The organism is Leptospira wolffii serovar Khorat str. Khorat-H2 (genome assembly GCF_000306115.2).
Taxonomy (GTDB): domain Bacteria; phylum Spirochaetota; class Leptospiria; order Leptospirales; family Leptospiraceae; genus Leptospira_B; species Leptospira_B wolffii.
Genome location: NZ_AKWX02000004.1, coordinates 640,637 through 658,226, shown reverse-complemented (window position 1 = coordinate 658,226; position 17,590 = coordinate 640,637). Strand labels below are relative to the sequence as shown.

Here is a 17,590-nt window from a genome sequence, read left to right as displayed (position 1 = left end):
TCAAGCCGGATCGGCGGACCTTTAGGGGAAGAAGCCTCAAAAAAAAACGAGGCAAGAGAAAGAGACTTAATTTAGGGTTCTTCTTTGGCCCAGTCGCTTACTAATTTCAGAAAATGCTGTCCTCTCTCTTCGAAGTTCTTGTACTGATCGAAGCTTGCGCAGGCCGGAGAGAAAACGATCGACGAGATTCTCGCTCTCCCTGTTCGAACCGCATTCTTCAATAGATTAAAGCCTTCTTCCAAATTTTCCGCGGTCAAAAGTCTATTTCCGAGAACCGGAGAAATTTCCGAAGTCCATTTTTCGCGGGCTTCTCCTATAAGTAATACCCAACCGATTCCGGAAGCGAGAAAATCCTTTAAGGGCTCTAGAGGTTCCTCTTTAGGTCTTCCTCCCAAAATCAGAAGGGTATTCTTTTTATCCTTCCATCCGTTCAGTCCCGCAAGCATACTATGCAGATTCGTGGATTTGGAATCGTTGATAAAATCGATCCCTGCCGCTTTCCCGGCATCCTGAAAACGGTGAGGTAGTCCTTTAAAGCCGGAGATTAAAGATTGGATCCTTTCCGGATTCGCTCCGATCGCTTCCGCGGCTAAGATGGAAGCGGCGAGATTCTCCAGATTATGGCTGCCTTTTAGCGGAAAACTCCGGGTATCGTATTCGTATTTAGAAGTTCGTATCCCGGTCCCGTCCTCCGAAATTCTCGCATCCGCTCCCTCTACTTTTCCGAAAGTCAAAATTTTGCAATTCCAGCCGAGAGATGAAATTCTCTCTTTATAGAGCTTAATGCTAGTCACGAGAGTATGAGAAGAATTTTCCGAGTCCACGATCCTAGTCTTCGCCGAGAAATAATTGTCCATATTCTTATGGCGTTCGAGATGGTCGGAGGCCAGATTTAATATTACGGATACGTTAAGTTTTAAAGGACCGGAATCTTCCAGTTGGTAGCTGGAGAGTTCCAAGACGGCGAGAGGAATGGGACGAAAACAAAAATCGCTGAACGCTAGGCCGATATTTCCCCCAGCCAGGGATCCGGGAAAATCCGCCGAAACCAAATGACAGGTGAGCGCCGTAGTCGTGGATTTTCCGTCCGTTCCGGTAACTCCGATTAGCTTACCCGAGAAATAGGATCTGGCTAATTCCACTTCGGAAACTACGGGAATCGCCAAAGATCGAGCCTGTAGTAGGATCGTATGGGTGGGAGAAATTCCCGGGCTTTTGACGATCAAGGCGAGAGGAAGTAGGTCGGAAAGGGAAACGTCTTCGTTTACATAGGCGATCGAGGAATCCTGAATCGGTTTCGCGTCGCAGATTACGGGGATTGCTTGCCTTTCTTGGAGGAGTCGGAGAGCGGCCAGGCCCGAAACACCTCCGCCCAGGACCAGAACTCTTTGGCCCAATAATGAGGTCGGAAAATTTGCCATGGTGGGGAACTTTGTTGACAGGCTATTTTTCGCACCGAGAATTGTCTCTAATTTATCGAAAGGGTAGGTTCCTTTGCTAGACCATAAGGTACAGGACGGAGTTCTAATAGTTTACCTCAAGGGGCGTCTCGACGTCTCCATCGCCAACGAGGTCGAAGAAAATCTGAACGATCTAATCGATAACCAAGGACATACTAAAGTCATCCTGAACATGCAGGATGTGGATTACATGTCTTCCTCCGGATTCAGAGCTTGCATTTCCACACTCAGAAAATTAAACGCAAAAGAAGGCGGCCTTAAGATCTGCGGAATCAAACCCGCGGTGAAAAGAATTTTCGACGTGATAGAATTAACTTCTCTTTTTGATATCCGTGAAACGGAAGAAGAAGCACTCAAGTCCTTTCGTTCCTAACCGATGATGGCGTTACATCGGGTTCTGCAAGAAATCGTAGATACGAAAAAAAAGGAAATCGAACAGATTCCTAAATATGAGCCCGAGCCTTATAAGGGCTTGGGTTTATGGCAGTCCTTGCGCTCTCGGAAATTTTCCATTATTGCCGAGTGTAAGAAAAAAAGTCCGTCCTCAGGAATCATCCGAGAAGAATATGATCCTCTCAGCGTCGCCAAGGTATATTCCGAATGCGGAGCCTCCGCGATCTCCGTTTTAACCGATAGAAATTATTTCGGAGGAAGCCTCGAGGATCTTCGTACGGTCTCCTCGGAGTTGCATATTCCGATTCTTAGAAAAGATTTCATTCTGGACGAAAGTCAAATTCTGGAAGCGAGAGAATTCGGGGCAGCGGCTATTCTGTTGATCGTTCGGATTTTGAGTCCGGACCGCTTGGCTTCTCTCATCAAATTTTCCAGAAGTTTGAATATGGACGTACTCACTGAGATTCATACGGAAGAAGAAGCCGATATTGCGAGTAAGGCCGGCGCGAATATAGTAGGGATCAACACTCGGGACTTGGACGATTTTTCCATTCATAAGGAGCTTGTGCCTAAGATCGCAGGGAAATTATCTCCGAACATCGTGAAAGTCGGAGAGTCCGGTGTGAAGAATAAGGCGGATCTGGATGAATTTCGCCCCTATGTGGATGCGGGACTCGTAGGAACTTACTTCATGGAAAAATCGGATATCCGAAAGGCATGGTTGGAACTATTCTAATTTAAGAGTCCATGTATTCTTATGATTCTTCCCGAAATTTCGGTCCTTCTTTCATAGCTCCATTTCTAAACGACTAAACGGAAATTCTATTCCGGCATTTTTAAAAATACCCCGCCCTTGTGGGCGGGGGCTGGTGCGGTGGTACCCGCAAAATTCCTCGAGAAAATCCATCTATCAGAATTTTGCAAAATCAGCAATTGCGAAAAATCGAATCCGTTCCGGTAGGAACTCCTTCCTCGATGGGGAGCTTGGGCCCGACGGGCATTTTAGAAAGGATTTCGTTTCAGAGCCTATTCTTCTCCCTTTAGGGACATCCGGTTTGCCGTCCTTCCATATGGAATATACATTCTCCAAGTAGTAAAAAAGATATTGCCTAGTATTTACTTTCGAACATAGAATGCACATTCTCGCAAAAACAAACTAAGGAGCAAGAATTCATGGCTTTCGAAAGTTCCGACGGAATGTCTTCGTCCGAAAGTGTCGGCATATTCGGTCAATTGGGTGATTCGATCACAGGGGTTTTGATCGGGGTGGTGCTATTCCCCGCGTCTCTTTACATTATTTTCAAGGTGGAAACATGCACTCAGGCAAGCGCGGCTTTTAAAAACGCAGTCCCCGCCGCACAGGCGCAAGCAGGAGTTCCTTCCTACGTTACGGGTTCCTTATCCGCCGATCCTCTCGGGGGAGAATTCGTGAAAGCAGGGAAGTACATCAGTTATTCCCAATCTTCCGAGGTTCTGGCTTGGGAAGAGGAAGTCAAGGAAGAGGGGAGCGGAACCGACAAGAAGAAGGTTCGAGAATGTAAATTGGACTGGACCTCGTCCCCTAAGAACCCGAGCGGTTTCCAACTCTCAGGTTGTAAGAGCAAGCCTTATCATAGAAGAACCGTCTCCGACGAGAGCCTAGTCGCTTCCGACGGAAAACTGAAATCCGGCGACGGAAAAGTATATTCGGTAAATCTAAAGCAGGTGGAATTTGCCTCTGCCGTTCCATCCGGAAGTCCGGAAGAATCCGCGCTTTCCAGGGGAATTCTCTCCGACGATTACGTTTATCTCTCCGAGAAATGCGCTAAGGACCAGACCGAAGGGTGCGAAAGGATCCAAGTAACCGTGACTCCGATTCCCGCAGAAGAAATGACCTTTATAGGTTCCGTGAAAGGGAATTCGATCGCACAGTATATTCTGGACGACGATGCTTTCTTGAACGCCTCCCTGGGAGATTTCCAAAGCACGATGAAGGATATTCAGAGCGACGATAATATCAAGAAATGGATAGGACGAGGAATCGGATTCGTTGCGATGTGGGTAAGCTTTAATATGTTGGTCGGGCCGATTCTCGCACTACTCAGCTTCATTCCTTTCATAGGAGGATTTGGAAAAACCGCTCTTTCTTTCGTGTTGGGAGTCGTGGCCTTTATTATCACCGCAACCACCATTCTTCTCGTGAAGTTCTGGTATATCTGGTTGATTATAGGTCTCGCCGCTATCGGATACGCGATCTATAAGAAAAAGGCGGCAACGGCCTAGGAAAGTTTTCATTCAGAAAATTATTTCCAAATTTATACCATAAATTCCAAGGGCGGATTCTCGTCCTTGGAATTTTCTTTCTTTCTCCTCCATTCTTATTCCTTAGGGAACTACCGATCCCCGATTCTTTAGAATCCGATTCGCTCTGGAATTTGTTCTAGGTTACTTGGCATAATCGCTCCGGATTCTCCCTTAGATGGGGAGAGAGTTTGATAATAATTAATTTCCAAAACCCTTCTTCGGATATTGATAAAACGCAAATCGGAGCGGGTTCTAAGGGTTTCTCAGAGTAAAATAAGCGATGTATAAGCACTTTAAAAATAACGTACGTTATCTTAAAAATCCCCAAATATACTGAAAAAAATTCTTGTATAGACCGTTATAGTATGTACCAGTATAGCGATTGATACACGATTAGAACGATTGATATAAAAAAGAGATTGAATGGTTTACTACTCGGGTGTATAAATAGTGTCCGGCCGGAACCATAGAGATAACGATCGTTATACAAAGCGAAAAGGGAACCAGCGAGGGTTAGGGATGAAGATGCGATTCGATATGGGGTTCGACGGGCCAGATACGCCTTCGAAGGAATTTAAGAAGTATATAATTACTTTTTCCCTTATATTATCATTATCTGTTTCTTGCTCCCATGCCGGGACGGACGCAAGCGGGATTTCCCAATTTTCCGACAATACCGATGACTACCAGGGTATCTCCCTATTCACTTTTCTGAATCCTTTTCCGGTAGTTAAGAGCTTTTTTACCGGTCTGGACCCCGTCGGTTTCAATGAAACCCTGGGCGATTCTCTTTCCCAGGCGCCTCGTCAGGACAATTTAGGCACGATTCGTGCCATGGAATCCGCTCTTCTACAGAGTAGGACGAGCGTCCAGACCTTGTCTCTGGGACTCGCGGATCTCATCGAAAAATTCCAAACTTCGAACCCTTCCGCCTATACTGCGGTGCAGCCTGTTTTCGAAAAAATCAGACATTATAAGAATCCTGTGGTCCGCAATCTCATGCCTTTGGGTGCGAATCAACTTCTGATCGAATACAATACCAAATCCTCCAACGAAATCGCGACTTCCATCCACGACACGGCGGATATCCTACTCGATCCGGATACTACGGTTACCCTCCACGATATAGAGGATTTTCTATATAAAGGACTGCGTAAGAATACGACCTTTCGAACCGGTGTGGAGAATCTTCTGGCGGGATTCTTCGCTCCTTCTCTTTTGACGGACCGTTCCTTGAAGAACGGTTTTATCTCTCTGGTCTACGATTTCGGAGAAATGATGTATAAGGCGGCCGGTTTTCAGGACCAAATGACCCCCCAGACCTCCTTCAAACAGTTCATTATAAACGCAGAATATTTCTTTACTCCGAATTCCGTTACCCCTGCTGCGGAGGACTCGGGCTCTCTGAACGAATATGCCACGAACGCCGCTTATAATACTCCGGGAGGCACTCTGCATTCCGCAGATCTTAGAACGATGCTTCGGGATTTGTTCGTGGTGATCAAAGGACTGATCTTCCCGTCGGGAGACGTTACCGTCAACGTTCTGAAAGAGACTGCGGAGAACGCTTATTTATTGGATTTTCTACGCAATTCTTCCGGTTCGAGCCAGACTTTTAAAGACCTTCTTCAATTGGACGGAGACGGTAGGAATCGCCAAACGGATATCGATAGCCGTCCTCTTTCTTCCTTGGAATCCCTTTTCATTATTCTTACTCTTGCGGATAATTTCGGTTTTAGATGGGATCCCACCACTACTACGCATAACGGACTGACTACCGGAGCTCCGGTCACTACCGGCGGAGAATTGACTATCGGCGATGCAATGTTCAGCCTGGGATCCATAATCGGTAGCGACACAGGTACTTTCAATTTTAAGAATATTACGGAATTGAGCCGCACGAGTAGTAAGGTCTTCCGCGACGATACTCCTGATACTGGACCGGCCAGCGCCGACGTCTATCGTATCGGTTTCAATACCCGTGTGCTTTCCATTCTGGAGACACCTTCTCGCGGAGAGGCTTTGCCTATCACGGATACTTCCACAGGGTCCAATACTCTGGACGAGTCTCAATTCGATAAGGTCTATAATAAGACGATTCCCTGGATGCTGGATTGGATCGTTAAAGTCACTCTGGAAGGGTACGGTCCTTATTATTATAATCCGAGCGGAGTTACCCCGATCGCCGCCGACGGGTCCGCTCTTAAATACCAAGCGTCTTGGAATACCTCCCAATACTACGTTCAAATCACTCCTTCCGGGTCCGAAAGAAGGATCTATCTGGGAGGAACCGACGAGGCTGCCTCGGGAAATCCGGTGGCGAACAAAGGGTTTTATAGCATTAAGGAAACGGTTCCCGCTCCGATCCAAGTTTCGAGCGCAGAAGAGGCGTTTTATAAAAACCTGCAATGGTTGATGTACGAGAAACGCTTTGTCGCAGTACTTCCCGTTAGGGCGAAATTGGCTCCAACTGTCGTTTTCGAAGAGGGGTTATTCATCACAGCAATCGGCAACGGAATCATGGGTATGATGAGCCTCACGCCGAATTGCGGTCCTCTTAAGGACGATTGCATCAATAAGAACGGCTATTGGGCGAAGAAAGGGACTCCTGTGAAGAGTTTTACCACCCAAGCCGGCCCTTGGGAAGTCATGAACACGGATCTACAGGATCTTTCCAATGTTCCGGGAGATTCTCTTTTCTTTGTGGAAGGATGGGGATACGGTTTGGATGGAACCGGATCTTTCCAAGTCACTGCAGTGTATTCCGCTTTGCATCCTCTATTGATTCCGGATCCTAGCGTCGTTTACGGAATGATTCCGCCCGTAATTTCCCAAAATGCAGGAGTGATTAAACAGTTAGGATTCCTGGGGACCACCGATGTCACTTCCGCGGACGTTACGAACTATTGGGATAAGCGAAACCGTTTAACTCCGTTTATCGTTGCATTAGCTAAGACGTTAGGGGACGACGCGAAACTCCAAGGGTCCAATCATTCCACTTGGACCAGAAACCCTTATAAACTATTTACGAGTCTTGCGGAAATTTTCTCACGACCTTACGTTTACTACGGAGCGGACGGTACGTATCCATCTCCTAGTAATTCCACTCCGGCTACCAAAGGGATCGGAGTACCCGCCGCGCCTTCCTTCGTTCAAATTCGTACGGTCGGTATCGCTTCCGGTTTGAGAAACCCTTCCGCGACTCCGGTGGAATACAAGCCTTCTAAGAACTTCCGAACCTTGCTTAGCGTTCTGATCGAAGGCGTGGACTCCACGGGAAAAGACCGCAATCGTATGAACGACGGCCCCTTGGATCTATTGAGCAAGACGGACATTCTATCCGGACTCATCAAGTTCACTGCGAATTTGGGAGACCCCGCTAAGTCGGACGCTAGGAACAAGGTAATGGACGGCCTATCCGGTATTCTCGGTCAGACAAAGCTTTGGTCCGATTGCGGAGGACAGGCAAGTTTTCAGACGAATTGCCCCGACCAATTCGCGATCGATGTGGGTATCGATTGGCTCGTGATCAGAATTGCCGACAAGTACGACGATAAACCTCGCGGGAATCTTTACGATCCTTCCTGGAGTAAAGTGGACGATTTGGTAAGAAGAATCCGCGATTACGTTTCCCGTTCTTCCGGATGGTCTTTAGTCAAATCCCTGGATTTTCTTTTGGATCTCTTGTTGGATATCCAACTCAGCGCTGCGGAAATCACGAATACTCTGGATTTACTCTCCTCCTTATTCTACGAGGGGGATGTTTCGGATCCGTCCAATAGCGCCTTGGATACCAGAACTTATACCATCTCGGATATTCTTTCCACAAGTCTTCCTCCCGTCTTGAATGCGATGGCGCCTTACGGAAGGAGTCTGTATGCGACCGGTTACCAATTGGGTAAACCGGGAAGTTTCTTCACCTTCTTGGAGAAGAACGCGAATATGAGTCCGCAATATTCCGTAGCGGATCTCTTCCAGAATACGAAGGAACTTCTTCGTTCCGATATGATCCAGACTCCTATCATGGACAATCGGGCCTTCCTATATTCTGCGGGAACCTTACTCGGATTATTCGGGGATATTTATGAAAGAGGACGTCGTTTCTCCGGATCCGACGCTTTCTTTTACGACAACTGGAACGCAGGTCAGCCCACATCCACGTATTGGGACGATCTGAATGCGATATTCTCTCTAAGATGAAAAAGATACAAAATTCAAACAGGAATAGATCACTAATGTTGAATAAAGGAAATTCTTTGGGATCCTTTCTAACTATCCTTGCAGTCATGTTTTTCGCATTCGGATGCGCGGAGAAGAGCGGTAGCCTATCCGATTCTATTTTTAGTGCCTTGGGGATTCCTACGGATAACGGTGGAAGCATGCCTGCGAACGCTTCCTTGACTCCTTATAAGGATACGGACCAACCGGCGACTCTTCCCGTGGATTTCGGAAACGGCGGTCCTCAGGCCATATTGAATTTGGCGACTTACGATTCCGTGGATCGTTATAAGAGTTTGGAGATCGTTTTTTCCGAACCTATGAATCAATCGACTGTGCGTCCTAATTTTTCTTTGAAGAAAAAAAGCGGAAGTTCCTGGGTCGCGTTGCCCGGACCCACTAGCATCGGAGTAGAAGATAATACTTCGAATAATAGAGGGGGTTCGTTCTACTGGAAGTCCGGAGGACGTTTGGTATTCGACCCTTATCGGGAATTGGAACCTTCCACCACCTACCAGCTTTCGTTAACCGCGTCCGCCCAAGGACTCGAGGGCGGAAACCTGACTCCTTATACTATAGAATTCACCACCGAACCCGACTATTTGGTGAACGTTACTTTAAATGGTACCGCCCTCGGAACGGGGATGACTACCGTTACCAACGGGAAACTTCCCGATATTACTTTCATAGATTCCAATGTGGGAACCGCTTCCAATATCGCACTCAATCTGACAGCGTCGTTATCCTCGGATATAAGCACTTCCAATATCTCTTCGATTAAATTGAAGCATATGGGAAATAACATGGGCGCTACGGGAGAATATACGGTTTGTAGTTCGACAGGAGCTCCTACTTGCAGTTCGGTCTCGGGAACTTCTCTTCTTACGAATTTTAACTTAAACACCCAAGTGGGAACCCCGGCGATGGGAGGGGGACCTTCCGAGGACCAGAGAGGTCTAAAAGCGTTTAACGGTGGGAACTCCTACTTATTCGAGATCACCACGACGAGCGGGAAAGTATTCCGTCGACCTTTCGGTTTCAATTACGGGAAAGTGAATAATAAGCCGTATGACGCTCTCGTAAATGCTGCCGCCACCGTCGCGGATCAGGCTCAGACTTTGAAATTATTCGCACAAGTATTGGAAAGATTGACCAAGAACGATTATAAGGTCTCGAGCAAATCTTTCTGGGACTTTTCGAATCTTCCTCCGCAGAGCACCAAAAGAACGGCTTATTGCGTCGATTATGCGAATATAACTTATATCCGTAACTACGGGGACGCTCAGGATAATGTTCCGGGCTATAATCCGGCTACGGATAAACCGGACGGATATTGCGGCGGAGCAGGGGACCAACCCGGAGGTTTCGTAACGGATACGATTAGCGCCAAGGTTCTAGGGCTTATCACGGTAAGTTCTATCTTCGACGTGGACGCTTATATCACGAGCGTGCAAATCGATCCTACGGTTACCGTTTCTTCCACTGCCTATCAAAACATCTCCGCAACTCTAGGAGTGAATGCGAATAACGATCTCGGGGTGACCTTGGGCGGAAGAAAGGTCGTGATCGGAATGTCCATGATTGCGAGAAACCGTAGTGCCTTAAAGGCTCTCGGTCTAGGCCCGGATGCGGGTTCCAAGTTCTATTACACTACTACTGCGGAATTGAACTATAGCGACAGTTCCAAAACGATCCGCAACGCGACGGCTCATGCCGACGCTTCCGTGGATGCCAACGGAAACGTGGTCGTTAAAATCAACGAGGCAAAAGGCGCTTTCGATACGAGTGCCTGGGCGAATAATCTCAAGGTCAATACACCCGTTCGCCAGAGTTACGATGCAACCGGGGGTACTCCAGATTGGTTGATCGATATCATTCTCCCTCTCGTCGAAGGAGAATTGGTGAGTAAACTCACCGCTCAGTTGACTCCTAAAATCACAAAGGCGATGCTTTCGGACTTTATAGAAGGAATCGCTCCTACCGCTTTGAATGCGGTAGTGAATTCCTTGTATAATCCCGGCTTGGATGTGACCTTACCTTCTTATCTTCCGGCTCCTTTAGCGAATTTTCCGTTGTCTTTGAAACTGAAGTTCCAGACCGATGTGGTTCCTAAATTGAACGGATCCAATAAGGGACTCGTAGGTTCTGCGACAGTGGGACTCATCGCAAAGAATCCTATCGCCACCACGAATAATTGCGCTTTGGGGAATACTAGTTATCATTGTCATAAGACGGGGACGGGCCTCCTCGGTAGCGATGCAGCCGCGGGTTCCACCAAGGGCGGGTATGTAAGCGGACGTCCTGTTGCAGTTCCCGATAATCAGGGCCTAACAAGCACGTATGCGTTCAATAATAGTGCCGCGAACCCCGGACTCCTTTTGACTCTGACCGCGGATACGGTTTCTCAGGCGGCTTATAGTCTTTGGCAGAATGGGACCTTGAATCTTACTCTAAACAAACCGTTTATTGACACGATCAAGGCGTATGCGGGAGACGATCCCCTCTTCCAGTTGACCCAAGAGTTGGTCAAAGTGGGAACATTGCTCAACGTGGTTGCGCCCGGAAGAAACACTTTGGTCGGATTGGATCCTGCTAACTCCAGCCAACTGATCCAAAACGTGAATTCTACAGACGATGTGGATATCGATATTTGGGCGATCCACGCTCCGAACGGTAAATTAAAGTTCGTAGGGAGCGCGGCTCAAATTCCCACCCTGGAAGTGAACTTTACGGAATTGCAATTGAGTATTTACGGAAGAAGACCGAATAATAGTCGCTATTTGCTATCCACGGTTCGCATCAGTCTGAAAGGGGACGGAAATTTCCGTTTTATTCCTTTCGATAATAGTAAGTCCGGAAATCCGGCTTATAATAATCTGAACGCGCTCAGTCTCGTGATCAAGAAGGAAGAGACGAATATGCAATACACGATGGATATTTTGGAAGGTGCACAATACAATCCGTTCGGTTTGGATCCTAAGGGAATCTTCCAGGTAGTTGATCCTTTGGTTAGATCCCTGATCATTCCTTTGGTGAATAACGTGTTGAGACAGATTCCTCTGCCTAGCCAGTTGAGCGTCGCGGCAATTACGAATAACGCGGGTGCCGCTAATAGCTGTTATCTCAAGGCGACTACGGACGCGTTGAAGATATTCAGTACCACTATCCCTGCGAACGAGCCTTATCCGTACATTTTCGGAGGCTTGCAATTCCAGGGAGCTTACGCGACGAACCCAGGAAACGCAATCGTGTGTAATTGATAGATATGATCTTGTATAAGGAATAGGAGACACTTAGAAGAATAGATTGAAAGAGTTCCGCTAAAATAAAAGATCCAATGCCTGTTAGAGTCCGCTCGGAAATTTGAAAATGACTCTTTAAGGGGAGTCTTCCTTCTTCCAATGTTTGGAGAAGGAGGATACCTGAGGTCGAAAGGGAACGTTATCTTCCCGCGACCGACTTGCGAATGTACTCTGCGAATAGTGAAGCTGAGGGAACGAACATGGTGATCGGATCGTATAGAACTAGAAAAAAAATACAAAGAGGGACCGCTTATATAGGTATAGGTCTCGCGGCCCTTCTATTGCTTGTCGATTGTAGCGGGACGGAGAAAGGGGGAGGATTTATGGGCTCCCTGATATCTTCCTTGGGGATTCCTCTGGATAGCGGGGGGAGCATTCCTTCCACAAATTCAAGCATCACTTATAAAGAGACGGATCAACCGGCTACTCTTCCGGTGGATTTCGGAACCTCCGGGCCCCAAGCCCTTTTGAACCTCGCTTCCTTGGAACAAGTGGATCGATACAAGAGTTTGGAAATCGTATTTTCCGAGCCCATGGATCGGAATTCGGTTTTCACAAGCTTCTCCTTAAAGGAAAAAACAGGACCTTCTTCTTTTGCCTCCTTACCGGGACCTAGTTCTCCCGCTGCGGAAAGCAAAGGAGGAGTCTTTTATTGGAAGTCGGGAGGGCGCTTGCTCTTCGATCCTTATAGAGAGTTGAAATCCAACACCACCTACCAATTGTCCATTACGAGCGACGCTCAAGGATTGGAAGGGGGGACTCTCACCGCATACACCGTGGAATTCACTACCGAACCGGACTACTACGTTACGATGAGTTTAAACGGAAAGTCGGTCGGGCCGGGAAATTCGGTGAACGATTTGACTTTTGCGGATGCGAGTCCCGGAACCGTGGCGATGAATTTGACCGCCAATTTTACGAATCCGGTCGCAGGGACGACTTTCATCAAATCCATCAAATTAAAGCATATGGGATCTTCCGAGCAATACGAGGTTTGTAACGCTCCTACGACTCCTTGCAACATGACGAATGCGTTAGCTACTTCTTTAAATTTGAACGGACTTTCAGCCGGATTGAAACCTTTTCAGGGAGGAAACTCCTATATTTTCGAGATCACCACATCGACCGGCAAGGTCTTTCAAAGAAGTTTGGGATTCAATTACGGTAAGGTGAACGGAAATCCTTATAATATTCTTACCAAGGGTGCCGCCACGGTACTGGACGAAGCGCAGACCCTGAAATTATTCGGCGGAGTCTTGGAGCGTTTCGCTAAGGGAGATTTCAGGATCAAGGATCCTGCGGACAGCACGGTTAAAACCTTCGCCAATTTCTCCAATGCTCCTACGACAGGGACCAAGAGATCCGGTTATTGCATGAATTACGATTCGTTCAACTTCATTAGAAGTTATGGAGATGCGGGGGATTACGTTTCCGGCGCCTCTTTTCAGGACGGATATTGCGGACCGAACGGAACGGGAAGCAATCAAGGTGCGTTTACTGGATATGGATGTCCTCCTCTCAGCGATTGCATGAACTTCGACGTGGACGTTTATATCACTAGCGTAAATATTCCTACAACCGTGAGCGCAAGTACTACTAAGGACTGTAATAATAACGACGTTACCAATGCGACGGAAAATATCAAAGCCTGTTTGAAAGTAAACGGGAACGGAGATCTGGGCGTCACTTTGAGAGGGAAATCGGCGACGATCGGGCTGATAGTTGTCGCAAGAAACCAAGGGGATATAGGCGGTTTCCTTTGCGGTTTGGCGGGCTCCTGTGCGGGGACGTTATTCTCCTTTAGTATGACTTCGGATTTGAATTATAATCTTTCCGTTAAGCCCGTAAGAACTGCGAAGGCCAGAACTAGTTCCAGCGTGGATGGTAGCGGTAATTTCGTGATCCAAATTAAGAATCCGTTCACTCCGACGGATCCGGATACGGGGAATTTTTACGTTTCGGAATGGGCCACGAATTTGACCACTCACGATATCGTCCAAAGAAGCTCGGGCTCCTGGTTGGCGAATCTGATTACTTCCATCGGAACCGATTTGGCAAACAGCATGGTGACCGCGTTGGCTCCTAAGATTACCCAGGCAATGCTCGGAGACGTGATCCAAGGAGTCGCACCTAAGGCTTTGAATTCGGTGGTGCAATCCTTGAAGACTCCCGGTTTGGATATTACTCTTCCGAATTATTTACCCGCACCATTGGCGAGTTTCCCATTGAGTCTGCAATTGCAGGTAGAATCGGACGCACAGGTAAAAATGAACGGGGCTAATAAAGCGGTTGTAGGTTCGGCGGATATCGCTCTGGTTACTCCTGCCGCAAGTCGTCTAACGAACGCGAGTCCGAATTATCACGGGCAAGGCGGAGCCGTAGGATTCGTAAGTACTCGTCCCATACCTGCGAGTACCGCTTTGACGAGCGATTACGCCTTCAATAACAGTTCCGTTAACCCTGGATTATTACTCACACTCACCGCGGATACAGTGACCCAGGCAGCTTTCAGCCTTTGGCAGAATGGGGCCTTAAATCTAAGAATTAATAGACAGTTTATAGATACGATCGTCGCTTATGCGGGAACCGACCCGTTATTCCAATTGACCCAGGAATTGGTGAAGGTAGGAACTTTAATGAACGTGCTTTCTCCAGGTAGGCCGCTACTCGGTCTGAATCCTAGTGATTCCACTAAAATTATCCGAGGAGTAAGTTCCACGGACGATGTGGATATAGATGTGTATGCGATCCATGCCCCTAACGGCGAATTCAAGTGGGTGGGAAATACCGCACAGAAGCCGACTCTTGTAGTGAATTTTACGGATCTAGAATTGAGGATCTACGGTAGAAGGCCGAACGGAACGAACGTCGGTACGGACGTATCACCGTTGGCTTGTAGTAGCGCCGCAGCGGACACCGCTTCCAATAGTTGCCGTTATCTACTGAACAAGGCTCGAGTTAGCATCAAGGCGGACGGAATTTTCGATTTCGTGTCCTTCGTTAACCCAACTGGCAATACGACCTACGATAAGTTGAACGCGTTGAAATTGATACTGAATAAGGACGTGGATAAAATGTCCTATACCTTGGACATTTTAGAGGGAACGGATTTCAATCCGTTCGGATTGGATCCTAAGGGAATCTTCCAAGTTGTGGATCCTCTGATTCGATCCTTGATCGTCCCTCTGGTGAATAACGTGTTAAGACAGGTGCCGCTTCCCAGAACCTTGACGATCAGCTCCCTGTATCATCCGAGCAACAATACGACCTGCAATATCAAGGCGGATACCGATAACCTGACGCTTAAGACGTTTAACGTTACTCCCGGTTCGGAGCCTTATCCTTATCTATTCGGGGCGTTACAATTTCAAGGAACTGCGGCTTCGAATCCCGCGTCCACGGTCGTCTGCCCGTAGATGTTGTAAGTTAGAAGAATAGAATGAATGCATACGGTCCGAGAAGAATGGGCCGTATGGAAAACGAACGCTCTTCCTAAAGAAGAGCGTTCGTTTGCACGGAAAGGAACGGATAGTTAGGGGACTTTTACTCCGCCGTAAGTCTCGTCGCTCGGAATGGAAGACTCCTCGGGAGTCCAACCTTCCGGAATATGACAGGAAAGGCAGTTCTTCAGTGAAATATTCTTTTTCATCAAATCCTTGAAAGGGGGAAGGGATTTGAATTTTACGATGAGTCCTTCGTAGGAAGTCCTTTTAGGATCGGAACCGTCTCCCGGATAGTATCCCCCGTTTCCTTTTTCCTGCAATCTTCCGTCTTTAGGATCCCCCGTGCCGGTCATCGCAACCTTTCCTTCGCAGGTACAAAAAGAGGAGTCTTTGGACTTAGAATCGTGAAAAGCGGAGAAAGAGGTGCCTCTCACTCCCGCCGTAGTCGTGGGAGTATTGACCTCGAATTTTTTTCCCTTCAAATTCACGAGTTTGAACCAGGCAAATCCGCTTATGACTTCCAGTTTTCCGTTCTTAGATTCGTCATGCAGACTCGAAACTTTCAGTTTGGTATTCGGTAGGACCTTAAACTCCGAACCTCTATAGAGCAGAGTGACTTTAGAGGCGTTTCCCGTGGAGACGATATCCCCTTCGCTCACTGAGTCTCCTTGTTTTACCAGGGTCCAGTTTCCTTTTCCGCCTCTTTGGACCTGCACTTTTCCGCTAAGGAAGGAAATCGTAGAATCCTTTTCCTTGCTCTCTTGACTGATTAAGATCGCCGATCCGATAGATAGGGTCAGGCAAGCGACCGCCATTATTCTAAGTTTCATGTTCATCTCCGTTAAAATTCCACCGTCGTCCAAACCGTTAGCTCTTTTTGCAGATGCCCGTAGGAGGAGATTCCCGAATTGGTTCTCGTTCCTAAGAATTGTTGAGAGTATTCCGCCTTGGTGCGTTCGACTCCGGACTGATCCACATAAGATTTTTCCCTTCCTCCGTCAGCATCCCTGTTTCTTGTCTCGGTATAACCCAGGGAAATACGTAAGGCTTCCGTAATATTCCATTCTAAGAAAACGGATCCTCTCCTAAATGAGGAGCGAGAGGAATATCCGGAAGAATTCGTAGAGGGACCGTATTGGGATTGTGTTCCGGATAGACTCCAATAGTCGGATTCGGGAACTCCCGGAAGAATCTGATCTATTCTGGATCGATTCGCAGCCAATACTCCGTCTTTTCCCGTGCCGGTTTCCATTCTCCCTACGATTCGAAAATTCTCCCAACCTAAGGATAACCAGCCGTAAGCCGCGTTTCCTATGGAATCCAAACCGGGAGACAAAGGGTAGGTCACCGGTTTCGAGTAATCCCTGATCTCACCGCCTTTCTGTCTTCTCATTACGTACCCTAATCCGAAGTTCAGAATCCTTTTGCGATCGAAATTGGCTTCGACGGCATAGGAATCACTTTGTAGGGAACGAACTTCTTTTCTAAGGGTGGTATTCGGATTATTATCCGAAGCGAGACATGTAGTGCCTTCTTTACATTCTCCCGCATTCGATCCGGAAAAATTGGCGCTACGATAAAAGAAATGGAGGCCGAAGCGGCTTTCTTCGCCGATTTTGGGCTCGTAGGAGAGACGGGAAGAAATATCGAACCCGGAAGAGTCTGTGTTCTGGCTTTGCCTGTAGCCTTCTCCGTTGGATAGGATGACTTGGGCCGACACAGCATCCCATTTAGCGTTTCCACCTAACCCTACGTCGGCGGGAGCCGGGGCGAAACCTAGACTTTCTAAGGGACCCTTATCCACGTATCTCCATCTCCAATAATTTTTCCATTGGGTATAAGTATGTGGGAGTTCCTGCATTCCTACGGTTAGGGAATATTCCCCTAAATTCGTTTCCCATGTCTTTCGGACCAAGGCTCTACGGATTCCTAATGTATACGGATTGGATTTGGTTCCTCCGTCCGCTTTCGTGTCGGCACTAAACTGACTCGCGCGGATGAGTTCCCCCCAAAGTTCGGCGGTTACGCCGGTATCCTTCCATTCCTTGGTAATCGTTAACAGAGTCCAAGGGGTGGAAAATCCGGTTTCGTCGTTCGGATAGGAATTGGTCAAGCCCGAGGCACCGTCCCGAATTCTTTGGCCGTAAGAAGGTGAAAGAATCCCTCCTACTCTCAGACCGTAAAAGCCGTCGGGCTCGTCTTTCTTGGTAGTAACGATTTCTTCCGCAAATACGCTTCCGGATAACATATAAATGCAAAGGGCGAAGAGCGGACTCCGACTGATCAGTTTCAAGGATAAGCCTCCCCGAGGTTCTATTCCTATTGGAAAGAAAAAATTTCGCTTAGATAATCCGATCCATTCTCTTCTGTCTACCAGACTTTCATGAAAACAGTCGGGTCTATTCGATTTCCCGCATTGTTTGGAAAATGGGAACGGACGATACAACCGGAGGAGCGAGGGTTAAAAAACGGGATCGACGAAGAAATAGAT

The 17,590-nt window shown here is 47.5% G+C and carries 9 protein-coding genes; 6 read left to right on the top strand and 3 right to left on the bottom strand.

Translation table 11 applies throughout. The annotated features are described in order from the left end of the window. Positions 1-71: 71 nt before the first annotated feature. Positions 72-1,421 carry a UDP-N-acetylmuramoyl-L-alanine--D-glutamate ligase gene (murD, locus tag LEP1GSC061_RS03030; RefSeq protein WP_016543584.1) on the bottom strand — a complete coding sequence of 450 codons (1,350 nt, stop codon included), beginning with the start codon at positions 1,419-1,421 and terminating at the stop codon, positions 72-74. Positions 1,422-1,494: 73 nt separating this feature from the next. Here murD and LEP1GSC061_RS03025 point away from each other — a divergent pair, with 73 nt between their 5' ends. From LEP1GSC061_RS03025 to LEP1GSC061_RS03000, 6 genes are all read left to right on the top strand, one after another. Beyond that, complete coding sequence (locus LEP1GSC061_RS03025; RefSeq protein WP_016543694.1) at positions 1,495-1,833, top strand: STAS domain-containing protein; 339 nt, start codon at positions 1,495-1,497, stop codon at positions 1,831-1,833. A 3-nt stretch (positions 1,834-1,836) separates the two neighbouring features. Continuing rightward, entirely contained in the window at positions 1,837-2,589 is a 753-nt protein-coding gene (locus tag LEP1GSC061_RS03020; protein WP_016543368.1) for a beta/alpha barrel domain-containing protein, read from the top strand. 437 nt (positions 2,590-3,026) lie between these two features. Beyond that, a complete protein-coding gene (locus LEP1GSC061_RS03015; protein ID WP_016543446.1) occupies positions 3,027-4,115 on the top strand; it encodes a TMEM43 family protein in 1,089 nt (362 codons plus the stop codon). A gap of 540 nt (positions 4,116-4,655) precedes the next feature. Then, entirely contained in the window at positions 4,656-8,336 is a 3,681-nt protein-coding gene (locus tag LEP1GSC061_RS03010; protein ID WP_198014227.1) for a hypothetical protein, read from the top strand. Between the two features lie 35 nt (positions 8,337-8,371). Next, positions 8,372-11,614 carry an Ig-like domain-containing protein gene (locus tag LEP1GSC061_RS03005; protein ID WP_016543672.1) on the top strand — a complete coding sequence of 1,081 codons (3,243 nt, stop codon included), beginning with the start codon at positions 8,372-8,374 and terminating at the stop codon, positions 11,612-11,614. 242 nt (positions 11,615-11,856) lie between these two features. Next, positions 11,857-15,072, top strand: a complete 3,216-nt coding sequence (locus tag LEP1GSC061_RS03000) for an Ig-like domain-containing domain (RefSeq protein WP_016543920.1) — start codon at positions 11,857-11,859, stop codon at positions 15,070-15,072. Between the two features lie 116 nt (positions 15,073-15,188). Here LEP1GSC061_RS03000 and LEP1GSC061_RS02995 read toward each other — a convergent pair whose 3' ends face one another. Both LEP1GSC061_RS02995 and LEP1GSC061_RS02990 read right to left on the bottom strand, forming a co-directional pair. After that, entirely contained in the window at positions 15,189-15,935 is a 747-nt protein-coding gene (locus LEP1GSC061_RS02995; protein ID WP_040507682.1) for a FecR family protein, read from the bottom strand. 5 nt (positions 15,936-15,940) lie between these two features. After that, the gene (locus LEP1GSC061_RS02990; protein WP_052006473.1) at positions 15,941-17,347 is read right to left on the bottom strand and encodes a hypothetical protein; all 1,407 of its coding nucleotides are present in this window, start codon (positions 17,345-17,347) and stop codon (positions 15,941-15,943) included. Positions 17,348-17,590: the final 243 nt, after the last annotated feature.